The organism is Citrobacter sp. Ce006 (assembly GCF_030336535.1).
GTDB lineage: Bacteria > Pseudomonadota > Gammaproteobacteria > Enterobacterales > Enterobacteriaceae > Citrobacter > Citrobacter europaeus.
In genome coordinates this window covers 258525-282800 of record NZ_JAOWDO010000054.1, presented here as the reverse complement: position 1 = coordinate 282800, position 24276 = coordinate 258525, and the positions used below count along the sequence as shown (strand labels likewise).

The 24276-nt window shown below is 56.1% G+C and carries 18 protein-coding genes and 1 pseudogene; 16 read left to right on the top strand and 3 right to left on the bottom strand.

Features of this window, described 5'->3' with window-relative positions; all coding sequences use genetic code 11:
- Positions 1-41: 41 nt before the first annotated feature.
- Both acrD and narQ read right to left on the bottom strand, forming a co-directional pair.
- Entirely contained in the window at positions 42-3155 is a 3114-nt protein-coding gene (acrD, locus tag OGV94_RS02930) for a multidrug efflux RND transporter permease AcrD (protein ID WP_043017160.1), read from the bottom strand.
- A 184-nt stretch (positions 3156-3339) separates the two neighbouring features.
- Positions 3340-5037 carry a nitrate/nitrite two-component system sensor histidine kinase NarQ gene (narQ, locus tag OGV94_RS02925; RefSeq protein ID WP_043017159.1) on the bottom strand — a complete coding sequence of 566 codons (1698 nt, stop codon included), beginning with the start codon at positions 5035-5037 and terminating at the stop codon, positions 3340-3342.
- Between the two features lie 260 nt (positions 5038-5297).
- Between narQ and aegA the strand changes: the two genes are divergently transcribed.
- The 3 genes from aegA to OGV94_RS02910 all read left to right on the top strand — a co-directional run bounded on the left by aegA (position 5298) and on the right by OGV94_RS02910 (position 9176).
- The gene (gene aegA / locus OGV94_RS02920) at positions 5298-7277 is read left to right on the top strand and encodes a formate-dependent uric acid utilization protein AegA (RefSeq protein WP_047409593.1); all 1980 of its coding nucleotides are present in this window, start codon (positions 5298-5300) and stop codon (positions 7275-7277) included.
- A gap of 156 nt (positions 7278-7433) precedes the next feature.
- Positions 7434-8009: a GDP-mannose pyrophosphatase NudK gene (gene nudK, locus OGV94_RS02915; protein ID WP_213733281.1), complete on the top strand. Its 576-nt coding sequence runs from the start codon at positions 7434-7436 to the stop codon at positions 8007-8009.
- 123 nt (positions 8010-8132) lie between these two features.
- On the top strand, positions 8133-9176 hold the full coding sequence (locus OGV94_RS02910) for a DUF1176 domain-containing protein (RefSeq protein WP_043017965.1): 1044 nt from the start codon (positions 8133-8135) through the stop codon (positions 9174-9176).
- Here the strand turns inward: OGV94_RS02910 and tkt are convergent.
- Positions 9166-11160, bottom strand: a complete 1995-nt coding sequence (tkt, locus tag OGV94_RS02905) for a transketolase (protein ID WP_047409594.1) — start codon at positions 11158-11160, stop codon at positions 9166-9168. The genes OGV94_RS02910 and tkt overlap by 11 nt on opposite strands.
- 281 nt (positions 11161-11441) lie before the next feature.
- On the opposite strand from tkt, the gene maeB reads away from it, so the two are divergent.
- The 13 genes and pseudogenes from maeB (at position 11442) to eutA (ending at position 24270) form a co-directional block, all read left to right on the top strand.
- On the top strand, positions 11442-13721 hold the full coding sequence (gene maeB, locus OGV94_RS02900; RefSeq protein WP_043017155.1) for an NADP-dependent oxaloacetate-decarboxylating malate dehydrogenase: 2280 nt from the start codon (positions 11442-11444) through the stop codon (positions 13719-13721).
- A 160-nt stretch (positions 13722-13881) separates the two neighbouring features.
- A complete protein-coding gene (eutS, locus tag OGV94_RS02895; protein ID WP_003037995.1) occupies positions 13882-14217 on the top strand; it encodes an ethanolamine utilization microcompartment protein EutS in 336 nt (111 codons plus the stop codon).
- A 12-nt stretch (positions 14218-14229) separates the two neighbouring features.
- A complete protein-coding gene (eutP, locus tag OGV94_RS02890) occupies positions 14230-14709 on the top strand; it encodes an ethanolamine utilization acetate kinase EutP (protein ID WP_003037998.1) in 480 nt (159 codons plus the stop codon).
- Positions 14687-15391 (top strand): ethanolamine utilization acetate kinase EutQ, encoded by a 705-nt coding sequence (gene eutQ / locus OGV94_RS02885; RefSeq protein WP_043017154.1) that lies wholly within the window; start codon positions 14687-14689, stop codon positions 15389-15391. The genes eutP and eutQ overlap by 23 nt, the downstream gene beginning before the upstream one ends.
- 9 nt (positions 15392-15400) lie before the next feature.
- A complete protein-coding gene (gene eutT / locus OGV94_RS02880; protein WP_043017153.1) occupies positions 15401-16204 on the top strand; it encodes an ethanolamine utilization cob(I)yrinic acid a,c-diamide adenosyltransferase EutT in 804 nt (267 codons plus the stop codon).
- Positions 16201-17211, top strand: a pseudogene (gene pta / locus OGV94_RS02875) (phosphate acetyltransferase); the annotation flags it as partial. The gene eutT and the pseudogene pta, both read left to right, overlap by 4 nt.
- A 167-nt stretch (positions 17212-17378) precedes the next feature.
- Positions 17379-17672, top strand: a complete 294-nt coding sequence (gene eutM / locus OGV94_RS02870; protein ID WP_003835054.1) for an ethanolamine utilization microcompartment protein EutM — start codon at positions 17379-17381, stop codon at positions 17670-17672.
- Between the two features lie 114 nt (positions 17673-17786).
- Complete coding sequence (gene eutN / locus OGV94_RS02865) at positions 17787-18074, top strand: ethanolamine utilization microcompartment protein EutN (RefSeq protein ID WP_003038011.1); 288 nt, start codon at positions 17787-17789, stop codon at positions 18072-18074.
- An 11-nt stretch (positions 18075-18085) separates the two neighbouring features.
- A complete protein-coding gene (locus tag OGV94_RS02860; RefSeq protein WP_181634436.1) occupies positions 18086-19489 on the top strand; it encodes an aldehyde dehydrogenase family protein in 1404 nt (467 codons plus the stop codon).
- Positions 19490-19501: 12 nt separating this feature from the next.
- A complete protein-coding gene (gene eutJ, locus OGV94_RS02855) occupies positions 19502-20341 on the top strand; it encodes an ethanolamine utilization protein EutJ (RefSeq protein ID WP_286522548.1) in 840 nt (279 codons plus the stop codon).
- Positions 20331-21518, top strand: a complete 1188-nt coding sequence (eutG, locus tag OGV94_RS02850) for an ethanolamine utilization ethanol dehydrogenase EutG (RefSeq protein WP_043017150.1) — start codon at positions 20331-20333, stop codon at positions 21516-21518. Before eutJ ends, eutG begins: the two co-directional genes overlap by 11 nt.
- A 119-nt stretch (positions 21519-21637) precedes the next feature.
- Entirely contained in the window at positions 21638-22870 is a 1233-nt protein-coding gene (gene eutH, locus OGV94_RS02845) for an ethanolamine utilization protein EutH (protein WP_043017149.1), read from the top strand.
- Positions 22867-24270 (top strand): ethanolamine ammonia-lyase reactivating factor EutA, encoded by a 1404-nt coding sequence (eutA, locus tag OGV94_RS02840; protein WP_047409611.1) that lies wholly within the window; start codon positions 22867-22869, stop codon positions 24268-24270. Before eutH ends, eutA begins: the two co-directional genes overlap by 4 nt.
- Positions 24271-24276: the final 6 nt, after the last annotated feature.

Genomic DNA, 24276 nt, shown 5'->3' with positions numbered 1-24276 from the left:
AAAAAAGGCGACTCAACGTAAGTCGCCTTTTTTGTGTCCGATTATTCTGGGCGTGGCTTCAACGGGAAGCGTCTGCGCACCAGCACAAAGAACAGAGGAACGAAGTAAATCGCCAGGATAGTGGCTGAAATCATCCCGCCCATTACGCCCGTCCCCACCGCATGTTGACCACCGGAACCTGCGCCACTGCTGATGGTCATCGGCAGCACCCCAAAGATAAACGCCAGCGACGTCATCAGAATTGGTCGTAAGCGTTGGCGACAGGCATGCAGGGTGGCGTCGAGCAAGTCGTGTCCTTTCTCGTTCATTTCATTGGCGAATTCAACAATCAATATCGCGTTCTTCGCCGAAAGGCCGATAACGGTGAGTAACCCGACCTGGAAGTACACGTCGTTTTCCAGGCCGCGCATCCAGGTGGCGAGCAGCGCGCCAATGACCCCCAGCGGCACCACCAGCATGACGGAGAAGGGAACCGACCAGCTTTCGTACAGAGCCGCCAGACACAGGAATACCACCAACAGAGAAATGGCGTACAGGGCGGGAGCCTGAGAACCCGACAGCCGTTCCTGATAGGACATCGCAGTCCATTCGAGGCCGAATCCGGTCGGTAACTGGCGCACCAGCGATTCCATTATGTCCATTGCCGTACCGGTACTGACGCCCGGCGCGGCTTCGCCGACAATCTCGACGGCAGAGTAGCCGTTATAGCGTTCCAGACGCGGTGAACCCGTTTCCCAGCGCGACGTGGCAAAGGCCGAGAAAGGCACCATGCCGCCGCTATTGTTGCGGACATACCACAGGTTGATGTCGTCCGGAAGCATGCGATATTTTGCCGCCGCCTGCACGTAAACCTTCTTCACGCGCCCCCGGTCCATAAAGTCATTGACGTAGCTGGAGCCCCAGGCCGTTTGCAATGTGTCGTTGATATCATCAATGGAAACGCCCAGTGCCTGGGCTTTGCGCTGATCGATATCAATTTGCAACTGCGGGCTGTCGTCCAGACCATTATGACGAACGCGGGTCAGGGAGGCGTCTTTCCCGGCCAGTTCGATAAGCTTGTCTCGCGCGGCCATTAACGCATCATGGCCCGCACCGGCGTGATCCTGCAGCTCCATATCGAAACCGGCAGAGCTTCCGAGGCCGCTGATAGCTGGAGGGCTGCTGGCGAAGACGCGGGCTTCTTTAATCTTGTTAAAGGCTTTGGTCGCACGTTCAATGATGGCGAAAGAGGTTCCGGTCGTGGTGTCGCGCTCATCCCAGTCTTTTAAGCGGACAAACATACGTGCCACGTTTTGACCGTTCCCGCCAGGGCCGGAGCCGACCGTGGAAAAGACTGACGTAATGTTGTCTTTCTCATGGGTGAAGTAATACTTCTCCACCTCCTCAACCACTTTCAATGTTTGTTGCTGCGTGGAGCCGCTGGGCAACTGCACCGAGGTTGTAAACATGCCGCGGTCTTCCAGGGGCAGGAAGGAGGTTGGCAGGCGCAGAAACAGGAAAACCATACCGCCAAGCAGCAGGCCGTAGATCAGTATCCAGCGCAGGCTGCGGTGCAGGATCCTGGCGACGCCTTTTTCATAGCGTTCGGCGTTGCGATTAAACATGCGGTTAAACCAGCCAAAGAAACCGGTTTGCCCGTGATGTTCGCCCTTATGCAGCGGTTTGAGCAGGGTGGCGCACAGGGCAGGGGTGAGGATCATCGCCACCAGAACAGACAGCACCATCGCGGAGACGATGGTTATCGAGAACTGGCGGTAAATAGCCCCGGTGGTGCCGCCGAAGAAGGCCATTGGGATAAACACCGCCGACAGTACCATCGCGATACCGACCAGCGCGCCCTGGATTTGACCCATCGATTTCCGCGTCGCTTCCCGCGGCGAAAGGCCTTCCTCGCTCATTATACGCTCGACGTTTTCCACCACCACAATGGCGTCATCGACCAGCAGACCGATCGCCAGCACCATTGCAAACATCGTCAGGGTGTTAACGCTGTAGCCAAAGGCGTAAAGCACCGAGAAGGTGCCCATCAGGACCACGGGAACGGCGATGGTAGGAATCAGCGTGGCGCGGAAGTTTTGCAGGAACAGGTACATCACGAGGAATACCAGCGCGATCGCTTCCAGCAGCGTTTTCACCACGTCGATAATTGAGGCTTTGACAAAGGAGGTGGTTTCATACGCTACCTTGTACTCCAGCCCGTGCGGAAAATACTGCGAAAGCTCGTTCAGGCGGTCGATAACCAGCTCCGCCGTTGCCATTTCATTAGCGCCGGAGGCCAGTTTTACCCCCAGACCGGAAGCCGGGTTGCCGTTGAAGCGGCTGAGGTAGTCATACTTTTCCGCGCCCATTTCGACCGTCGCCACATCGCCCAGTTTAACTTCTGAGCCATCCTGGTTGACGCGTAGCGTAATCGCGCGGAATTCATCCGGAGTCTGCAGCAACGACTGGGCGTTGATTGTTGCATTTAGCGCCTGCTTGTCCACCGAAGGTGTACCGCCAAGCTGTCCGACGGCAATCTGCGCATTCTGTGACTCGATAGCGTCGGTCACATCTTTGGCGGTCATTTGAAAGCTGTTAAGTTTGGCCGGGTCGAGCCAGATTCGCATGGAATATTGTGAACCGTAAGCATCAATATCGCCCACGCCGTTTATACGGCTGAGCGGATCCTGGATATTACTGGCGACGTAGTCAGCGATGTCCTGCTTATCCATTGAACCATCGGTGGAGACGAAGGCGATGGTCAGAATATTGGTGTCCCCGGTCTTACGCACCGTGACCCCCTGATCCTGTACCGCCTGCGGAAGCTTACGCATTGCCGACTGTAGCTGGTTTTGCACCTGCTGGACGGCCTCGTCAGGATCGGTTCCGGCGACGAAGCTCAGCGTAACCGATGCCTGGCCTGTCCCACTGCTCTGCGATGACATATACATCAGATTATCGAGACCGGTCATGTTCTGCTCGATAACCTGGGTGACGGTGTTTTCCAGCGTTTGTGCGGATGCGCCAGGGTAGTTCGCGGTTATCCGCACGTTTGGCGGCGCCAGATCGGGATATTGCTCAACGGGCAGCGAAAAAATAGCCAGGGCTCCTGTCAGGCACAACAGGATAGCTAACACCCAGGCAAAAATGGGGCGATCGATGAAAAAATTCGCCATTAAAAGGGGACCTCGTGTTTCTGCGTATCGTTATGGGTATGACTTGCTTCACTTTAGCGGCAAGGTACGGGTCAAACGTGGAGAAAAAAAGAAGATAATGTAAATTATCATGCCCGTTTACAGCATACCTTTTGTGCCAACGCCGTCAGGCCTGGATCCAGCCCCGACGGCACTTTGCGGTTCTTTACGTTAGTTCACCGTCGGATTCTGCCGAACGAAAACTGATACTCACCAGCGTACCCCCTCCGGAGGGTTGAGAGAAGGTCAGCGTGCCGCTCAGCCTTTCCGCCCGCTCGCGCATAATATTTAACCCATAGTGCCCCGTAGGCTCATGCGGCTCGCCAATGCCGATGCCGTTATCGCGGATATAAACCGTATGATTACCATCGGGTGCTGTTACGCAACTGACGGCAATTTCGGTTGCGTTGGCATGCTTAATCGCGTTCAACACCGCTTCACGGACGATCTGCAGCAGATGCACCTGCATTTGCGCGTCCAGCGCCAGCGTCGGCAATCGGCAATCCAGTGTCAGTTTAGCCGAGGTCTGATTTTGCAGCGTTTCCAGCATTTCATGCAGGGCGGAGGGAAGATCGGCCTGCTGTAAAGTCAGGCGGAAGGTGGTGAGCAGTTCGCGCAACTGGCGGTAGGCATCGTTCAGCGCCTGGGAGAAATCCGCCATAATGCTTTGCGCCGGGGCGTTATCCTCTGGAATCGAGCGCTTCAACAGCGTGAGCTGAATACGTAAATAAGAGAGCACCTGCGCCAGCGAGTCGTGCAGCTCGCGTGCAATCGTCGCCCGCTCCTCCATTAACAACAACTGCTGGAAATGTTTTTGCGCCTGGTTGAAGTACAACCCGCGTCCCAGCATTGAGGAGACGCTGTTGAGCAGCGGAGTGGAAGCGTTGACGTTGGGACTTTGCCAGTGCAGTTCCCCGTAAACGGTTTCCTGCATGGTGACTGGCAGGATCTGCATTGGTAACTCGGGACTTTTAGTCCCTTCGCTAATCCGCCAGTTATCGCCGACGGTGAGTTCCAGGAAATACGCGGCGTCATGCTCGCGGACAATCTGTAAAATATGGCGGAAACAGTGTACGTCAATCTGACTGGTATTTAATGCCTGGGAACACTGATACAACACCTCCAGACGGCGGTTGGCTTCGTGGAGATCGTGGGTTTTCTCAGCGACCGAAGCTTCCAGCGAGCGGTACAGTTTATGTAATTCACTCGACATCTGGCTAAAGGTTTTACCCAGCAACCCAAGTTCGTTGGGCAAACCGGTATCCAGCGGCGGGATATCAAACTGCCCGTGTTCGATGTGCTGGCTGGCCATCACCAGCTTATTCAGCGGACGCACCACCTGCTGGCGAATTCGCCGCAAAGTAAAGAAGACGAGGGTGAATATGCCGATCCCGCCCGCCAGTGAAATTCCAAAAACCAGCATCACTTTGCGTTCGGCATAATGCTGCAGCGCCAGCACGAAGAGATCGATTTGATCGACGTAGTTGTTGATGTTGGCCTGGTACCATTTTAAATCGCCATCAATCAGACGGGCGTTCATTTCCAGCCAGTTAGCATGCAGACGTCCATAGCGGATTTTTACCGCTTGTGGCACATACCACGCGTTCAGGTTCTGAAGCGCCGGTGAGTTTAGCGCCTGCTGAAAAAGCTGGCGGTGAGCGTTGAGCTGTGGGCTTTGGCTTTGTAGATCGTAACCCAGACGATAACTTTGCATGCGCAATGAGCCAGCAACGTTGATGGCTTCGGCATCGCGCAAGCTGCTGGTCAGCGTGAGCAACGCAATACCCGTTGAGAGAATCGACAACAGCACGATGTAGAAAAAAGCTTTAGCCAGACTGGCCGAGACCGGACGCTTTACCGTCACTTGTGCATCCTCACACAATACACGTCGCGCCTTAAAACAGCCTGAACGATGCGGTGTATTTGATAAATGTTAATAAAACGCCATGAAACTGGATGGTAACTGAAACACAATTTCATATGCGATGAAATAAATTGATCTGCCACAGGTTCTGGATAAATAGTTGTGCTTCTTGGGCAAATGAACATTGCCGCTTCCTTCCGTGTCGGTTAATAACACTCTTATAAAGAATAAGGTTTTTGCAACCAAAAAAGAAGGAAGCCATGAATCGTTTTATTATGGTCAATAGCCAGCAGTGCCTGGGATGCCATGCCTGTGAGGTCGCCTGCGTCATGGCTCACAACGACGAGCAGCATGTCCTGAGCCAGAGGCATTTCCAGCCCCGAATTACCGTCATTAAACATCAGCAGCAGCGTAGCGCAGTGACCTGCCACCACTGTGAAGATGCGCCCTGCGCCAGAAGTTGCCCGAACGGGGCAATCAGCCATGATAACGACAGCGTGCAGGTGAATCCGCAAAAGTGCATTGGCTGTAAATCATGCGTTGTAGCCTGTCCTTTCGGCACGATGCAGATCGTACTCACTCCCGTAGCCAAAGGGAAGGTGAAAGCCACCGCGCACAAATGTGATTTGTGTCAGGGACGCGAACAGGGACCTGCCTGCGTCGAGAACTGTCCGGCACAGGCGTTACAGCTGGTGACGGAAAATTCGCTTACCGGCCTGTCAAAAGCGCGCAGGCTGCGTACCGCCAGTCTGGAAAGCCAGCCATGGCATGCCAGCGCTACCGATTTTGTTCCACATGTCATCACCAAACGTGAGCAAATGCAGGCGACGCCTGCGCGGGGCGAGCCGGATAAGCTGGCGATTGAGGCCCGTAAAACCAGCTTTGAAGAGATCTATTTGCCGTTTCGTACGGCGCAGGCGGAACGGGAAGCATCCCGCTGCCTGAAATGCGGCGACCACAGTATTTGCGAATGGACCTGCCCACTGCATAACCATATTCCTCAGTGGATTGAACTGGTCAAAGCCGGGAACATCGATGCGGCGGTTGAGCTTTCTCACCAGACTAACTGCCTGCCGGAAGTGACCGGGCGCGTGTGTCCACAGGACCGGCTTTGCGAAGGAGCATGCACGGTACGTAGCGAACAGGGCGCGGTGACTATCGGTAATATTGAGCGTTACATCTCCGATCGTGCCCTGAGCAAAGGATGGCGACCGGACTTAAGCCACGTGCAGAAAGTGGACAAGCGGGTTGCTATCATCGGCGCAGGCCCGGCGGGTCTGGCCTGCGCCGATGTGCTGGCGCGCAGCGGTATCAGCGCCACCGTGTACGATCGCCATCCTGAAATCGGCGGTTTGCTGACGTTCGGCATTCCGGCCTTCAAGCTGGACAAATCGCTGCTGGCGCGCCGTCGTGAAATCTTCAGCGCCATGGGTATTCATTTCGAACTGAACTGTGAAGTAGGTAAGGATGTCGCGCTTGAAACGCTGCTGGAGGATTACGATGCCGTGTTCGTGGGCGTAGGAACCTATCGTTCCATGAAGGCGGATCTGCCGAATGAAGACGCGCCTGGCGTATATGATGCGCTGCCGTTCCTGATCGCCAACACTAAGCAGGTGATGGGGCTGGAAGAGCTGCCTGACGAGCCGTATATCGACACCGCCGGACTAAACGTGGTTGTACTGGGCGGAGGCGATACGGCAATGGACTGCGTGCGTACCGCACTGCGCCATGGCGCAAGCCAGGTGACCTGCGCCTATCGTCGTGATGAAGCCAATATGCCCGGTTCGAAAAAAGAGGTGAAGAACGCTCGGGAAGAAGGAGCAAACTTCGAGTTTAACGTCCAGCCGGTTGAGCTGGTGTTGCATGCCGATGGGCGAGTCAGCGGCGTGCGTTTTTTACGTACACAGCTTGGCGAGCCGGATGCGCAGGGCCGCCGACGCCCGGTTCCCATCGCCGGGAGTGAGTTTGTCATGCCCGCAGATGCGGTGATCATGGCGTTTGGCTTTCACCCGCACGGCATGCCGTGGCTGGAGTCGCATGGCGTTAAGGTCGATAACTGGGGGCGCATTGCTGCCGATGTTGAAAGCGCATACCGATATCAAACCAGTAATCCGAAAATCTTTGCCGGTGGCGACGCGGTACGCGGTGCGGACCTGGTGGTGACGGCCATGGCGGAAGGACGGCATGCTGCCCAGGGGATAGTCGACTGGCTGGGCGTAAAATCAGTCAAATCTCATTAATCGGCGAGTAGGCCGGATAAAACGCGTTAGCGTTGCCATCCGGCAATGTGCCGCATGCATGCCTGATGGCGCTTTGCTTATCAGGCCTACATTGTTCCAAGACAAACCCGGTTTCACGGCGTAGTATTATTTCTCACTTCTTGCTGTGGAGCCGGTATGTCGCAAAAAATTACCCTCATCAAAGATAAAGTCCTCTCCGATAACTACTTCATCCTGCGCAATATCACCTATGACCTGACCCGTAGCACTGGGGAGGTGATTCGTCATAAGCGCGAGGTTTACGATCGCGGTAACGGCGCTACTATCCTGCTGTATAACCCGGAGAAGAAAACAGTGGTGTTAATCCGCCAGTTTCGTGTCGCCACCTGGGTCAACGGTAACGAAGATGGTCAACTGATTGAAACCTGCGCCGGGCTACTGGATAACGACGAACCGGAAGCGTGTATTCGTAAAGAGGCGATTGAAGAGACCGGCTATGAAGTGGGTGAAGTGCGTAAACTGTTCGAACTCTACATGTCGCCGGGCGGCGTAACGGAGCTGATCCATTTCTTTATCGCGCAATACAGCGACAGTCAGCGGGCAAACGCCGGCGGCGGTGTGGAAGATGAAGATATTGAGGTTCTGGAGCTGCCGTTCGCACAGGCGCTGGAAATGATTAAAACGGGTGAGATCCGTGACGGTAAAACGGTGCTTTTACTGAACTATTTGCAGTCGTCGCATCTCATGGATTAATGCACGGGATTTATATTTCTTTACAAATTTTCGGCCAATCCGACGATTCTTATTGAGCCACATCAGTCGCGCAAGGAAGATACCGCTTAGGCTGTGTGTTTTGACTTCGGGGTTGTACCGTCCATGCGCTATCGCGTTATTTTGCTTTTCCTGCTCGGGTTGCTACCCGTCCGTTTGCTGTGGGCTGCACCCGCTCAGCAAGCGTTTTCTGACTGGCAGGTAACGTGCAATAACCAAAACTTTTGCGTGGCGCGCAATACCGGTGAACATCACGGCCTGGTCATGACCTTAAGCCGCAGCGCCGGGGCGCATACCGACGCCGTGTTGCGTATTGAACTGGGTGGGTTGGAAACATCCACTGTCAAAGAGAGCGATATTGCGCCGCGTCTGCTCCTGGATGGCGCGCCGCTCTCGCTTCGCGGCGAACACTGGCGTATTACTCCCCGGCAACTGATGACCGACGATCCGGCGACCATCAGCGCCTTTTTACAAACCGTACAGGACGCGAAGGCGATAACCCTGCAAAAAGGGTCGCAAACCCTGTCACTGGATGGGCTAAAAGCCGCGCTGCTGTTTATCGACGCCCAACAAAAACGGGTCGGTAGCGAAACCGCATGGATCGAAAAAGGCGACGAGCCTCCGCTCAGCGTTCCTCCGGCTCCCGCACTGAAAGGCGTGGCGGTCATTAATCCAACGCCAACGCCTCTCACACAGCAGGAGCGCAGTGAACTGCTGGACTACGGTAACTGGCGGATCAACGGTATTCGCTGCTCGATCGATCCGCTGCGGCGCGAGATGCGCGTTACGGCCCTGACGGATGATAAAGCGCTGCTGATGATTGGCTGTGAGGCCGGGGCGTATAACACCATCGATCTGGCGTGGGTGGTTTCACGCACTAACCCTATGACTTCACGCGCGGTACGCCTGAGCCTGCCTTTTAAAACGGATGCGGAAAGTCGCGATATGGAGTTGACCAACGCCACGTTTGACGAGAAGTCGCGGGAGCTGGTAACCCTCGCCAAAGGACGAGGGATGGCAGATTGCGGTATCCAGACCCGCTGGCGCTATGATGGACAGCGGTTTCGCCTGGTGCGCTACGCCCAGGAGCCTAGCTGTGATAACTGGCATGGGCCAGATGCCTGGCCCACGCTGTGGATCACGCGTTAAGCACTTTGTGCGCTTTGTCGACGATGTTATCCACCGTAAAGCCGAAGAATGGGAACAACTTGTCCGCCGGTGCTGACTCCCCATAACCCGTCATGCCGACAATCGCCCCTTTCAGTCCAACATATTTGTACCAGTAGTCGGCAATGCCAGCCTCTACCGCCACGCGCGCGCTGACGTTTGCCGGCAAGACCGACTCCCGGTACGCCTCATCCTGGGCGTCGAAGATATCGGTTGAGGGCAGAGAAACCACCCGCACGTTACGACCTTCGCCGGTCAGTTTTTCCGCCGCCAGCAGCGTGATTTCCATTTCTGAACCGGTAGCAATGAGAATAACATCCGGCTTACCACCGCCATCCTTCAGCACATAGCCACCGCGGGCAATTTGCTGTACCTGCTCAGGCGTGCGTTCAACCTGCGCCAGATTCTGCCTCGAGAGGATCAGCGCCGTTGGCCCGTCATGGCGTTCGACCGCCAGCTTCCAGCCTACCGCCGCCTCAACCTGATCGCACGGCCGCCAGGTGCTGAAATTAGGCGTCAGACGCAGGCTGGCGAGCTGTTCAACGGCCTGGTGCGTAGGACCATCTTCCCCCAGACCAATCGAGTCGTGGGTATAAACCATAATTTGTCGGGCTTTCATCAGCGCCGCCATGCGCGCAGCATTACGGGCGTATTCAACAAACATCAGGAACGTTGCGGTGTACGGTACGAAGCCCCCGTGGTGTGCGATACCGTTGGCAATCGCGGTCATGCCAAATTCCCGCACGCCGTAGTGAATGTAATTTCCTGCATGATCCTCTTTAAGAGAAGTGGAGCCTTTCCAGATAGTCAGATTGCTGGGCGCCAGATCCGCAGAGCCGCCAAGCAGCTCAGGTAGTATCGGCCCGTAGGCGTTAAGGGTATTTTGCGAGGCCTTACGGGTGGCGATTTTGGCCGGATTGGCCTGCAGCTCGGTAATATATTTCTGCGTTGTTGCTTCCCACTCCTTCGGCAGTCCGCCGCTCATCCGGCGGGTAAACTCTGCCGCTAGCTCCGGATGCGCTTGTCGATACCCCGCGAATTTCTCATTCCAGCCCTGTTGCGCTTTTTCGCCTTTCTCGCGTGCGTCCCACGCCCGGTAAATCTCTTTGGGGATTTCAAAAGCAGGATGATGCCATCCCAGCTTCTGCCGGGTCAGCGCCACTTCTTCTTCGCCCAGCGCTGCGCCGTGCGCTTCCTCTTTCCCGGCTTTGTTCGGTGAACCAAAACCAATTACCGTGCGGCAGATAATCAGCGACGGCTTATCGGTAACAGACTGCGCTTCCTGAATCGCTTTTTTCACCGCCTCAGGGTCATGACCGTCAATCTCATGCACCACATGCCAGTGATAGGCCTCAAAGCGTTTCGCGGTATCGTCGGTAAACCAGCCGTCGGTTTCGCCATCAATCGAGATGCCGTTGTGATCGTAAAAGCCAATGAGTTTACCCAGTCCCAGGGTGCCCGCCAGCGAGCACGCTTCGTGAGAAATGCCCTCCATCAGACAGCCATCGCCCATGAATACGTAGGTAAAATGGCTGACAATTTCATGATCCGGCTGGTTAAACTGCGCTGCCAGCGTGCGTTCGGCAATTGCCATCCCGACTGCGTTGGCTAAACCCTGGCCCAGCGGGCCGGTGGTGGTTTCCACTCCCGGCGTGTAGCCAATTTCCGGGTGTCCTGGCGTCTTCGAATGGAGCTGGCGGAAATTCTTTAACTCGTCGAGCGGCAGGTCATAGCCGGAAAGATGCAGCAGGCTGTAAAGCAGCATTGAGGCGTGGCCATTGGACAAAATAAACCGGTCACGATCGTACCAGGTAGGATCGGTCGGGTTATGGCGCAGAAAATCGTTCCATAGCACTTCAGCGATATCGGCCATCCCCATTGGTGCTCCAGGGTGGCCGGAGTTAGCTTTTTGGACGGCATCCATACTTAGCGCACGAATGGCATTGGCAAGCTCTTTACGGGTCATAGGAAATACTCCTTGAAAAGTAAAGTGTTAGATGCGTGTTGTGATTCACACTTTTGGGAAAATTGCGGGCGTTGTCAGCAAAAAGCATAGCAGACAAGCATGGTATTGCTGGATTAAGCAGGTAACATGGCTGTTATAAATTGATAACAAATTCTTTCTTTGAATGGTGAGAGTTTGGGGACCTTCAAAGTTTGTGCCGTTGACTGGGGTGATAATGTGCGGCTCAGTAGAATGGTTACCCGCGCCACTTTTTTTGATAGATACGTGAAAGGAACAACAAGATGGATGACCAGTTAAAACAAAGCGCCCTCGATTTCCACGAGTTTCCGGTACCCGGTAAAATCCAGGTTTCTCCGACCAAGCCTCTGGCAACGCAGCGCGATCTGGCGCTGGCCTACTCGCCGGGCGTGGCTGCACCGTGTCTGGAAATTGAGAAAGACCCGCTGGCCGCCTACAAATATACCGCGCGCGGCAACCTGGTTGCGGTTATTTCCAACGGTACAGCGGTGCTGGGCCTCGGCAACATTGGCGCGCTGGCCGGTAAGCCGGTAATGGAAGGCAAAGGCGTTCTGTTTAAGAAATTCGCCGGGATTGATGTTTTCGACATCGAAGTGGATGAACTCGATCCGGATAAATTTATCAATGTGGTTGCGGCCCTGGAACCCACGTTTGGCGGCATTAACCTCGAAGATATTAAAGCCCCGGAGTGCTTCTACATTGAGCAAAAACTGCGCGAGCGCATGAATATTCCGGTCTTCCACGATGATCAACACGGTACGGCAATCATCAGTACTGCCGCTATTCTGAACGGTCTGCGGGTGGTTGAGAAAAATATCTCTGACGTGCGCATGGTGGTGTCTGGCGCAGGCGCAGCGGCGATTGCCTGTATGAATCTGCTGGTGGCGCTCGGGATGCAGAAGCACAATATTGTGGTCTGCGACTCCAAAGGCGTGATTTACAAAGACCGCGAACCGAACATGGCGGAAACCAAAGCGGCTTATGCGGTGGTAGATGACGGTAAGCGTACGCTGGATGATGTGATTGACGGCGCAGATATTTTCCTCGGTTGCTCCGGTCCGAAAGTGCTGACCCAGGAAATGGTTAAGAAGATGGCGCGTGCGCCAATGATCCTGGCGCTCGCCAACCCGGAACCGGAAATCCTGCCGCCGCTGGCAAAAGAGGTGCGTTCCGACGCCATCATTTGCACCGGTCGTTCTGACTACCCGAACCAGGTTAACAACGTCCTGTGCTTCCCGTTCATCTTCCGCGGCGCGCTGGATGTCGGCGCTACCGCCATCAACGAAGAGATGAAACTGGCTGCGGTACATGCCATTGCTGAGTTGGCGCACGCCGAACAGAGCGAAGTGGTGGCCTCTGCTTATGGCGATCAGGACCTGAGCTTCGGCCCGGAATACATCATTCCGAAACCTTTCGACCCGCGTCTGATCGTCAAAATAGCCCCTGCGGTGGCGAAGGCTGCGATGGACTCCGGTGTGGCAACGCGTCCGATTGCCGACTTTGATGCGTACATCGATAAGCTGAGCGAATTCGTCTACAAAACCAACTTGTTTATGAAGCCGATTTTCTCCCTGGCACGCAAAGCGCCGAAGCGCGTGGTGCTGACGGAAGGGGAAGAGGCGCGTGTGCTGCATGCCACCCAGGAGCTGATCACGTTAGGTCTGGCGAAGCCGATCCTGATCGGTCGTCCGAGCGTTATCGAAATGCGTATCCAGAAACTGGGTTTGCAGATCAAAGCGGGCGTCGATTTTGAAATCGTCAACAACGAGTCCGATCCGCGCTTCAAAGAGTACTGGAGCGAGTACTATCAGATTATGAAACGCCGTGGGATTACCCAGGAGCAGGCGCAGCGCGCGGTGATTGCCAATACTACGGTGATCGGCGCGATCATGGTGCAGCGCGGCGAAGCGGATGCGATGATCTGCGGTACGATTGGCGACTACCATGAACACTTCAGCGTGGTGAAAGAGGTGTTTGGTCATCGCGATGGCGTGCATACTGCCGGGGCGATGAACGCCTTGCTGCTGCCAAGCGGTAACACCTTTATCGCCGATACCTACGTCAACGATGACCCTACGCCGGAGCAACTGGCTGAAATCGCCGTGATGGCGGCAGAAACCGTACGTCGCTTTGGTATCGAACCGAGGGTGGCGCTGCTGTCCCACTCCAACTTTGGTTCATCTGACTGTCCATCGGCCAGCAAAATGCGCGATGCGCTGGAGCTGATTAAGGCGCGTGCGCCAGAGTTGATGATTGACGGCGAAATGCACGGCGACGCCGCGCTGGTGGAAAGCATCCGTAATGACCGTATGCCGGACAGTCCGCTGAAAGGCTCAGCGAATATTCTGGTGATGCCGAATATGGAAGCTGCCCGTATTAGTTACAACTTACTACGCGTTTCCAGTTCTGAAGGCGTTACGGTTGGCCCCGTGCTGATGGGGGTTGCGAAACCGGTTCACGTATTAACGCCGATCGCCTCTGTTCGTCGTATCGTTAATATGGTGGCGCTGGCGGTCGTAGAAGCCCAAACGCAGCCGCTGTAATTTCACTTTAATTTATTTCTGGCGCGGGTTTCTCTCGCGCCTTTTTATTTTCCCTTTCTTAGTGATCCACTTCACCTTTTAAACCTGGTTGCCGAATTTTGTTATTTACTCTGACAAAAAATTGCCACGATGAGGGCAGTTTTAGAGGAGGCGGTGAGCAATGGAAAAAGAACGCATTATTCAGGAATTTGTGCCGGGGAAACAGGTCACGCTGGCGCATCTCATTGCGCACCCCGGCGAAGAACTGGCGAAAAAGATCGGCGTTCCCGAAGCGGGTGCCATCGGCATCATGACGCTGACGCCAGGTGAAACCGCGATGATTGCCGGTGATTTAGCCATGAAGGCGGCAGATGTACATATCGGCTTTCTCGATAGATTCAGCGGTGCGCTGGTTATCTACGGCTCAGTAGGCGCGGTAGAGGAAGCGTTATTACAGACGGTAAGCGGTCTGGGTCGGTTATTAAATTTCACTTTGTGCAATCTGACAAAAAGTTAATCAGAGGCGGCGATGAAACGTATTGCGTTTGTCGGTACGGTGGGGGCGGGGAAAACAACGCTCTTTAATGCGCTACAGGGGAATTATTCCCTCGCCAGAAAAACTCAGGCCGTGGAGTTTAATGAAAATGGCGATATCGACACGCCAGGGGAATATTTCAGCCATCCGCGCTGGTATCACGCCTTAATTACCACGCTGCAGGATGTCGATACGTTGATTTATATACACGCGGCAAATGATAAAGAAAGTCGCTTACCTGCCGGGCTGTTGGATATCGGCGCCAGTAAACGACAAATCGCCGTTATCAGCAAAACGGACATGCCGGATGCCGACGTCGCCGCAACGCGACAACTACTTCGCGGGATGGGGTTTCAGGAGCCGATTTTTGAGCTCAATAGCCATGACCCGCGCAGCGTGCAGCACCTGGTGGATTATCTGACTGAGCTCAGCCAAAAGGAGGAAAGGGCAGGTGAAAAAACTCATCACAGCTAACGATATTCGTGCGGCCCACGCACGCGGCGAACAGGAAATGTCGGTTGTTCTGCGCGCCAGCATCATCACCCCGGAGGCGCGCGAAGTTGCGGAGCTGCTGGGCGTCACCATCAGCGAATGCGATGAATCCGCGCCAACTGCAGCCGCTGCTGCACCGGCGGCGGTGGATGATGGCAAAACGGAAAGCCAACGTATTCGCGAAACCATCATAGCGCAGTTACCGGAAGGGCAGTTTACCGAAAGCCTGGTCGCCCAACTGATGGACAAAGTCATGAAGGAGAAACAGTCGCTGGAGCAAGGCGGAATGCAGCCGAGCTTTAACTCGGTAACCGGCAAAGGCGGTGTCAAAGTCATCGACGGCAGCAGCGTGAAGTTTGGTCGTTTTGACGGCGCACAGCCGCACTGCGTAGGTTTAACCGACCTGGTGACCGACCAGGATGGTAGCAGTATGGCAGCCGGGTTCATGCAGTGGGATAACGCTTTTTTCCCATGGACGCTGAACTACGACGAAATCGACATGATTCTGGAAGGCGAGCTGCACGTTCGTCACGAAGGCGAAACTATGATTGCTAAAGCCGGGGATGTGATGTTTATCCCGAAAGGTTCCAGCATCGAATTTGGCACGCCATCAACGGTGAAGTTTCTGTATGTGGCCTGGCCTGCGAACTGGCAGTCCTGCTAAGGCGGATGTATGAAGGATTTCATTACCGAAGCATGGCTCAGAGCGAATCATACGCTCAGCGAAGGGGCTGAAATTCATCTCCCCGCTGACGCTCGCCTGACGCCGTCTGCCCGGGAATTACTGGAAAGCCGACATCTGCGCATTAAGTTTATTGACGAGCAGGGTAGCTTGTTTATTGATGACGAAGAACAGCAGCCTCAGCCGGTGCATGGCTTAACCAGCAGCGATACGCATCCGCAGGCCAGTTGCGAACTGTGTCATCAACCGGTGGTGAAGAAACCAGACACGCTGACGCATCTGACGGCGGACAAGATGGTCGCCAAAAGCGATCCGCGCCTGGGATTTCGCGCCGCGCTGGACAGCACCATCGCGCTGGCCGTGTGGTTGCAGATAGAGCTGGCGCAACCGTGGCAGCCGTGGCTGGCGGATATCCGTTCGCGCCTGGGCAACATTATGCGCGCCGACGCTATGGATGAGCCGCTGGCAGCACAAGCTATCGTCGGTTTAAGTGACGAAGATTTACACCGGCTTTCGCATCAGCCGCTGCGCTATCTGGACCACGACCATCTGGTGCCTGAGGCCAGCCACGGACGTGATTGCGCGTTGCTTAATCTGCTGCGTACCAAAGTCCGAGAAACGGAGACGGTGGCGGCCCAGGTTTTCATCACTCGTAGTTTTGAAGTTATGCGACCGGACATCATGCAGGCGCTCAACCGCCTTTCCAGTACGGTCTACGTGATGATGATTCTGAGCGTGGCGAAGCATCCGCTAACGGTTAGCCAAATTCAACAGCGACTGGGGGAGAAGCCATGATCATTGAACGTGCTCGTCAACTCGCCCAGCGCTCACCTGCACGGGTGGTGTTCCCGGATGCGCTGGATGTTCGGGTGCTGAAGGCTGCTAATTACCTGCACCAGCATGGTCTGGCACATCCCATTCTCGTCGCCAGCCCGTTTGCGCTGCGTCAGTTTGCCCTCAGTCATCGGGTGGCAATGGATGGCATTCAGGTTATCGATCCGCAAAGCAACCTGCCAATGCGCGAAGAATTTGCGCTGCGCTGGCTGGCCCGCGCGGGAGATAAAACGCCTGCGGATGCGCTGGAAAAACTCAACGATCCGCTGATGTTCGCCGCGGCAATGGTCAGCGCGGGCAAAGCAGACGTTTGTATTGCGGGCAATCTGTCATCGACGGCAAACGTGCTGCGCGCCGGGTTACGCATTATTGGGCTACAACCGGGCTGTAAAACGCTGTCGTCAATCTTCCTGATGCTGCCGCAGTACCTCGGGCCGTCATTAGGGTTTGCCGATTGCAGCGTCGTGCCGCAGCCCACCGCCGCACAGCTTGCGGATATTGCGATTGCCAGCGCGCAGACATGGCAGGCGATCACAGGTGAAGAGCCGCGCGTGGCCATGCTGTCGTTTTCAAGTAATGGCAGCGCTCGCCATCCCAACGTCGCTAACGTACAGCAGGCGACCGAGATCGTCTGTGAGCGTGCTCCACAGCTTATCGTGGATGGGGAACTGCAATTTGATGCCGCCTTTGTTCCGGAGGTCGCCGCGCAAAAAGCGCCCGCCAGTCCGTTAAAGGGCAATGCCAATGTGATGGTCTTCCCGTCGCTGGAGGCAGGCAATATTGGCTACAAAATCGCTCAGCGTCTGGGAGGGTATCGCGCAGTTGGTCCGTTGATTCAAGGGCTGGCCGCACCGCTTCATGACCTTTCTCGCGGCTGTAGCGTACAGGAAATTATCGAACTGGCGTTGGTGGCAGCAGTGCCGCGCCAGACTGACGTGAGTCGTGAAAACGCCTCGCACACACTGGTTAATACACAAAATCATTCGCGCAGCGTCGAGGCGGCAAGTGCGGGAACCTCAGGAGCTTACTTAAGTAAGTGACTGAGGTGAGCAAACGCAGCCAACAAAGAGGCTGTGTGAAGGATGAAGTGTATGTATAGGTCCCGTTCTGGACCCCTTAATGAGAGGAAAACACAATGGAAGCATTAGGAATGATTGAAACCCGGGGCCTGGTTGCACTGATTGAGGCTTCTGACGCAATGGTTAAAGCGGCACGCGTGAAACTGGTTGGCGTGAAGCAGATTGGTGGCGGTCTGGTCACTGCCATGGTCCGTGGCGACGTAGCGGCATGTAAAGCGGCAACGGATGCTGGTGCTGCAGCTGCACAGCGTATCGGTGAGCTGGTTTCCGTACACGTGATCCCGCGTCCGCACGGCGATCTGGAAGAAGTGTTCCCGATCAGCTTTAAAGGCGACAGCAACGACATGTAAGTCGTCCATGTGACGCCACAGACTTCATTGCTGGCGTCACCCTCTCTCCTTTTCACATTACCTTCTGCGGAGGGTAGGGGGAGGTTTTACCTGAAATATGCCACGGAGGCGCGTATGAAACTGGCAATCGTCACAGGACAAATTGTTTGTACCGTACGCCATCAGGGGCTCGCGCACGACAAGTTGCTGATGGTGGAAATGATTGACGCCCAGGGAAATCCCGACGGGCAATGTGCTGTTGCGATCGACAGCATCGGGGCGGGAACCGGAGAGTGGGTGCTGCTGGTCAGCGGAAGCTCAGCCCGTCAGGCGCACCGGAATGAATCATCACCTGTCGATCTGTGCGTGATTGGCATTGTCGATGAAGTGGTGGCAGGTGGTCAGGTGATCTTCCATAAATAAGGCAGAAAATCATGAATCAACAGGATATTGAACAGGTAGTGAAAGCGGTGCTGCTGAAAATGAAAGACAGCAGCCAACCGGTCAGTGCCGTTCAAGAAATGGGCGTTTTTGCCTCCCTGGATGACGCAGTGGCGGCAGCAAAACTGGCCCAGCAGGGGCTGAAAAGCGTTGCCATGCGCCAACTGGCTATCACGGCTCTACGTGAGGCGGGCGAAAAGCACGCCAGAGAATTAGCGGAACTTGCCGTCACAGAAACCGGCATGGGACGCGTTGAAGATAAATTTGCCAAAAACGTGGCGCAGGCGCGCGGCACGCCGGGGGTGGAATGCCTGTCTCCACAGGTCCTGACCGGCGATAACGGCCTGACGCTGATTGAAAATGCGCCGTGGGGCGTGGTGGCCTCGGTGACGCCGTCCACCAACCCGGCCGCTACCGTCATTAACAATGCCATCAGCCTGATTGCCGCTGGCAACAGCGTGGTCTTCGCACCGCATCCGGCGGCGAAAAAAGTCTCTCAGCGCGCTATCACTCTGCTTAACCAGGCGGTGGTTGCCGCAGGCGGTCCGGCAAACCTGCTGGTTACCGTTGCCAACCCGGATATCGAAACCGCCCAACGTCTGTTTAAGTACCCAGGTATCGGCCTGCTGGTCGTGACCGGCGGTGAAGCCGTAGTGGATGCCGCGCGTAAGCACACCAATAAACGTCTGATTGCCGCCGGCGCAGGTAATCCGCCGGTGGTGGTTGATGAAACGGCCGACCTGGCGCGCGCGGCGCAGTCGATCGTTAAAGGCGCTTCGTTTGACAACAACATCATCTGCGCCGACGAAAAAGTGCTGATCGTGGTCGATAGCGTCGCTGATGAACTGATGCGTCTGATGGAAAGCCAGCATGCGGTGAAACTGACTGCGGCTCAGGCCGACCAGTTGCAGCCGGTACTGCTGAAAAATATCGATGAGCGCGGTAAAGGCACGGTCAGTCGTGACTGGGTAGGCCGCGATGCAGGAAAAATCGCTGCGGCGATTGGTCTGAACGTACCGGATCAAACCCGACTGTTATTCGTCGAAACCTCAGAGACGCATCCGTTTGCCGTCACCGAACTGATGATGCCGGTTCTGCCGGTTGTGCGAGTCGCCAACGTTGATGAAGCCATCGAACTGGCGGTCAAGCTTGAAGGCGGCTGCCACCATACGGCGGCGATGCACTCGCGCAATATCGACAACATGAACCGTATGGCAAACGCCATTGATACCAGCATTTTCGTCAAGAACGGACCGTGTATTGCCGGTCTTGGGCTCGGCGGCGAAGGCTGGACCACGATGACCATTACCACGCCAACCGGGGAAGGTGTGACCAGCGCGCGTACGTTTGTGCGTCTGCGTCGCTGCGTGTTGGTGGACGCCTTCAGAATTGTATAAGGAGTAAAAGAGATGGCGCACGACGAACAACGTTGGCTGACACCCAGGCTGCTCAAAGCGGCAACGCTATGTAACCAGACGCCTGCTGCGAGCGATTCACCGCTGTGGCTGGGCGTGGATTTGGGAACGTGTGATGTGGTGTCGATGGTTGTCGACAGCGACGGGCAGCCGGTTGCGGTTTGCCTGGACTGGGCCGATGTCGTGCGCGATGGCATCGTCTGGGATTTCTTCGGTGCGGTGACCATCGTTCGTCGCCATCTCGATACGCTCGAACAACAGCTGGGTTGCCGCTTTACCCATGCGGCAACCTCGTTTCCACCGGGAACGGACCCGCGAATTTCGATCAACGTGCTGGAGTCTGCCGGGCTTGAAGTAAGTCATGTACTCGACGAACCGACCGCCGTGGCGGATCTGTTGCAGCTCGATAACGCTGGCGTGGTGGATATCGGTGGCGGCACCACCGGGATAGCCATTGTGAAGCAGGGCAAAGTGGCTTATTCCGCCGATGAAGCGACCGGTGGGCACCATATTTCTCTGACGCTGGCCGGGAACCGCCGCATCCAGTTGGAGGAAGCCGAGCAGTACAAGCGCAGCAACGGCAAAGAAATCTGGCCAGTGGTTAAGCCGGTCTACGAAAAGATGGCGGAGATCGTGGCTCACCATATAGCAGGACAGGGCATCGCTGACTTGTGGTTGGCCGGTGGCTCCTGTATGCAGCCGGGCGTTGATGAACTGTTTCGTAAGCGTTTCCCGGAACTGCAGGTGCATTTACCCCAGCACAGCCTGTTTATGACCCCGCTGGCGATTGCAAATAGCGGAAAAGAAAAAGCGGAAGGAATCTATGCAAGCTGAATTGCAGACCGCGCTCTTTCAGGCATTCGATACCCTGAATCTGCAACGCGTAAAAACGTTTAGCGTTCCACCGGTTACGTTATGTGGACTGGGAGCGCTCAGTACCTGCGGACAGGAAGCACAAACGCGCGGACTGACGCATATGTTCGTCATGGTTGACAGCTTCCTGCATCAGGCAGGGATGACCGCCGCACTGGAGCGTAGTCTGGCGATGAAGGGCGTGGCGATGACGCTGTGGCCATGTCCGGTGGGTGAACCGTGCATTACGGACGTCTGCGCGGCGGTCGCGCAATTGCGTGAATCGAAGTGCGATGGCGTTGTGGCCTTCGGCGGCGGTTCCGTACTGGATGCCGCAAAGGCAGTGGCGTTGCTGGTGACCAACCCCACCCAGACGCTGGCTGACATGGACGAGCGCAGCACGTTACGCCCACGTCTGCCGCTGATTGCCGTACCGACTACCGCCGGAACGGGCTCAGAAACCACTAACGTCACGGTGATTATCGACGCCGCGACTGGACTCAAACAAGTGCTGGCCCACGCAACACTGATGCCGGATGTGGCGATCCTTGACGCCGCGCTGACGGAAGGTGTGCCCGCACACGTCACGGCGATGACCGGGATCGATGCGCTGACGCACGCTGTTGAAGCGTATAGCGCTCTGAACGCGACGCCGTTTACCGACAGCCTGGCGATTGGCGCGATTGCGATGATCGGTAAATCGCTGCCGAAGGCCGTCGGCTACGGTCAGGATCTGGCGGCGCGGGAAAGTATGCTGCTGGCTTCCTGTATGGCCGGGATGGCGTTTTCCAGTGCGGGGCTGGGTCTGTGTCACGCGATGGCGCACCAGCCGGGCGCTGCGCTGCACATCCCGCATGGACAGGCTAACGCCATGCTGCTGCCGACGGTAATGGGGTTCAACCGCCTGGTGTGTCGTGAGCGCTTCAGCCATATCGGACGGGCGTTAACCAACAAGAAGTCGGACGATCGCGATGCCATCAACGCTGTCAGCGAGCTGATTAGCGAAGTGGGCCAAACCAAACGACTCTCAGACGTGGGAGCAAAACCCGAGCATTACAGCGCATGGGCTCACGCCGCGCTGGAGGATATTTGTATTCGCAGTAACCCACGCACCGCCACGCAGGCACAGATTATCGACCTGTACGCGGCTGCCGGGTAATGCCTGTAGGCCGGATAAGGTGCTCGCACCGCCATCCGGCAATAACACGGCGTTAATGCCGGAGGCGACGTAAACGTCTTATCCGGCCTACAAATCACAAATGACAGGGAGTATGGGCTATGGGAATTAACGAAATCATCATGTACATCATGATGTTCTTTATGCTGATTGCCGCCGTGGACAGGATCCTGTCGCAGTTCGGCGGTTCGGCGCGCTTCCTCGGTAAGTTCGGTAAGAGTATTGAGGGGTCGGGCGGCCAGTTTGAAGAAGGTTTTATGGCGATGGGCGCGCTGGGCCTGGCGATGGTCGGTATGACCGCGCTGGCGCCGGTACTGGCGCATGTGCTCGGGCCGGTGATTATTCCGCTGTACGAAATGCTGGGCGCGAACCCGTCGATGTTTGCCGGAACGCTGCTGGCGTGCGATATGGGCGGCTTCTTCCTGGCGAAAGAACTGGCGGGCGGCGACGTTGCGGCGTGGCTGTACTCAGGCCTGATCCTCGGGGCGATGATGGGGCCGACGCTGGTGTTCTCCATTCCGGTTGCGCTGGGGATTATTGAACCATCTGACCGTCGTTATCTGGCGCTGGGTGTGCTGGCCGGTATCGTCACCATTCCGATTGGTTGTATTGCGGGTGGTTTGATAGCGATGTACTCCGGCGTCGAAATCAACGGGCAGCCGGTGGAGTTCACCTTCGCGCTGATCCTGATGAATATGATCCCGGTGCTGATCGTGGCCGTGCTGGTGGCGTTGGGACTGAAATTCATCCCGGAAAAAATGATCAACGGTTTTCAGATCTTCGCGAAATTCCTCGTGGCGCTGATCACCATCGGCCTGGCGGCAGCGGTAATTAAGTTCCTGCTCGGCTGGGAGCTGATTCCGGGTCTTGATCCCATCTTCATGGCACCGGGCGACAAGCCGGGTGAAGTGATGCGCGCCATCGAAGTTATCGGGTCTATCTCTTGCGTACTGCTCGGTGCGTACCCAATGGTTCTGCTGCTGACCCGCTGGTTTGAAAAACCGCTGATGAGCGTCGGTAATCTGTTAAAAATCAATAATATTGCGGCTGCAGGCATGGTCGCGACGCTGGCGAACAACATCCCAATGTTCGGCATGATGAAGAATATGGATACCCGCGGCAAAGTGATCAACTGCGCCTTTGCGGTCTCCGCGGCCTTTGCATTGGGTGACCACTTAGGCTTCGCCGCTGCCAACATGAACGCGATGATCTTCCCGATGATTGTCGGCAAGTTGATTGGCGGCGTGACGGCGATTGGTGTGGCTATGCTATTGGTACCGAAAGATGAAGATGTGCCAGCAGAAGTAGAAACCAACCCGGAGGCGCAATCGTGAATACTCGCCAGCTACTGAGCGTCGGTATCGATATCGGCACCACCACCACTCAGGTGATCTTCTCGCGCCTTGAGCTGGTTAACCGTGCGGCAGTGTCGCAGGTGCCGCGCTACGAATTCATCAAACGCGAAATTAGCTGGCAAAGCCCGGTTTTCTTTACCCCCGTTGATAAGCAGGGCGGGTTGAAAGAGGCCGAACTTAAGGCGCTGATCCTCGCCCAGTATCAGGCAGCGGGTATCAAGCCTGAGGCCGTCGATTCCGGTGCGATCATCATTACTGGAGAAAGTGCCAAAACCCGCAATGCGCGACCGGCGGTGATGGCGCTCTCCCAGTCGCTGGGGGACTTCGTGGTTGCCAGCGCCGGTCCGCATCTGGAATCGGTGATTGCCGGTCACGGCGCGGGGGCTCAAACCCTGTCAGAGCAGAAGTTGTGCCGCGTACTGAATATCGACATCGGTGGCGGTACGTCGAACTACGTCTTGTTCGATGCCGGAAAGGTCAGCGGTTCGGCTTGCCTGAACGTCGGCGGACGATTGCTGGAAACTGATGGCCAGGGGCGAGTGGTGCATGCGCATCAGCCGGGGCAAATGATTGTTGATGACGTATTTGGCCCTGGTACTGACGCTCGTTCGCTTAACGCCACGCAACTGGTTCAGGTGGCGCGACGGATGGCTGCGCTGATTGTGGAAGTGATTGACGGCACGCTTTCACCGCTGGCGCAGGCACTGATGCAAACCGGTCTGCTGCCTGCGGGCGTGAAACCGGAAGTGATTACGTTGTCCGGCGGGGTGGGCGAGTGCTACCGCAACCAACCAGCCGATCCGTTCTGTTTTTCCGACATCGGGCCGCTGCTCGCCACGGCGCTGCATGAACATCCGCGCCTGCGTGAGATGAACGTGCAGTTTCCGGCGCAAACCGTGCGTGCCACGGTGATTGGCGCCGGGGCGCATACGCTGTCGCTTTCGGGCAGCACTATCTGGCTGGAAGGTGTGGCGCTTCCGCTGCGCAATCTGCCGGTGGCGATTCCGGTTGATGAGGCTGATTTGGTAGCCGCCTGGCAGCAAGCGCTGATGCAACTCGATCTGGATCCGCAAACCGACGCCTACGTGCTGGCGCTGCCCAGTTCGCTGCCGGTGCGCTACGCCGCGCTGTTAACGGTTATTGATGCGCTGCTGGCTTTTGTCGCGCGCTATCCGAATCCGCATCCCCTGCTGGTGGTAGCCGAGCAGGATTTTGGTAAAGCCCTGGGCATGCTGTTACGCCCACAGTTACAGCAACACCCGCTGGCGGTCATCGATGAGGTGGTTGTCCGGGCGGGGGACTATATCGACATTGGTACGCCTCTTTTTGGCGGATCGGTTGTGCCGGTGACGGTGAAATCACTCGCATTTCCTTCCTGAGGGAAC

Excerpts from the sequence above, each read along its gene's own strand:
- tkt (WP_047409594.1), bottom strand. The coding sequence starts at position 11,160 with ATGACCCGTAAAGAGCTTGCCAATGCCATTCGTGCGCTAAGTATGGAT.
- eutJ (WP_286522548.1), top strand. The coding sequence starts at position 19,502 with ATGGCGCACGACGAACAACGTTGGCTGACACCCAGGCTGCTCAAAGCG.
- eutS (WP_003037995.1), top strand. The coding sequence starts at position 13,882 with ATGGAAAAAGAACGCATTATTCAGGAATTTGTGCCGGGGAAACAGGTC.
- eutG (WP_043017150.1), top strand. The coding sequence starts at position 20,331 with ATGCAAGCTGAATTGCAGACCGCGCTCTTTCAGGCATTCGATACCCTG.
- OGV94_RS02910 (WP_043017965.1), top strand. The coding sequence starts at position 8,133 with ATGCGCTATCGCGTTATTTTGCTTTTCCTGCTCGGGTTGCTACCCGTC.
- aegA (WP_047409593.1), top strand. The coding sequence starts at position 5,298 with ATGAATCGTTTTATTATGGTCAATAGCCAGCAGTGCCTGGGATGCCAT.
- eutT (WP_043017153.1), top strand. The coding sequence starts at position 15,401 with ATGAAGGATTTCATTACCGAAGCATGGCTCAGAGCGAATCATACGCTC.
- OGV94_RS02860 (WP_181634436.1), top strand. The coding sequence starts at position 18,086 with ATGAATCAACAGGATATTGAACAGGTAGTGAAAGCGGTGCTGCTGAAA.
- acrD (WP_043017160.1), bottom strand. The coding sequence starts at position 3,155 with ATGGCGAATTTTTTCATCGATCGCCCCATTTTTGCCTGGGTGTTAGCT.
- eutM (WP_003835054.1), top strand. The coding sequence starts at position 17,379 with ATGGAAGCATTAGGAATGATTGAAACCCGGGGCCTGGTTGCACTGATT.
- eutN (WP_003038011.1), top strand. The coding sequence starts at position 17,787 with ATGAAACTGGCAATCGTCACAGGACAAATTGTTTGTACCGTACGCCAT.
- maeB (WP_043017155.1), top strand. The coding sequence starts at position 11,442 with ATGGATGACCAGTTAAAACAAAGCGCCCTCGATTTCCACGAGTTTCCG.
- eutH (WP_043017149.1), top strand. The coding sequence starts at position 21,638 with ATGGGAATTAACGAAATCATCATGTACATCATGATGTTCTTTATGCTG.
- eutP (WP_003037998.1), top strand. The coding sequence starts at position 14,230 with ATGAAACGTATTGCGTTTGTCGGTACGGTGGGGGCGGGGAAAACAACG.
- nudK (WP_213733281.1), top strand. The coding sequence starts at position 7,434 with ATGTCGCAAAAAATTACCCTCATCAAAGATAAAGTCCTCTCCGATAAC.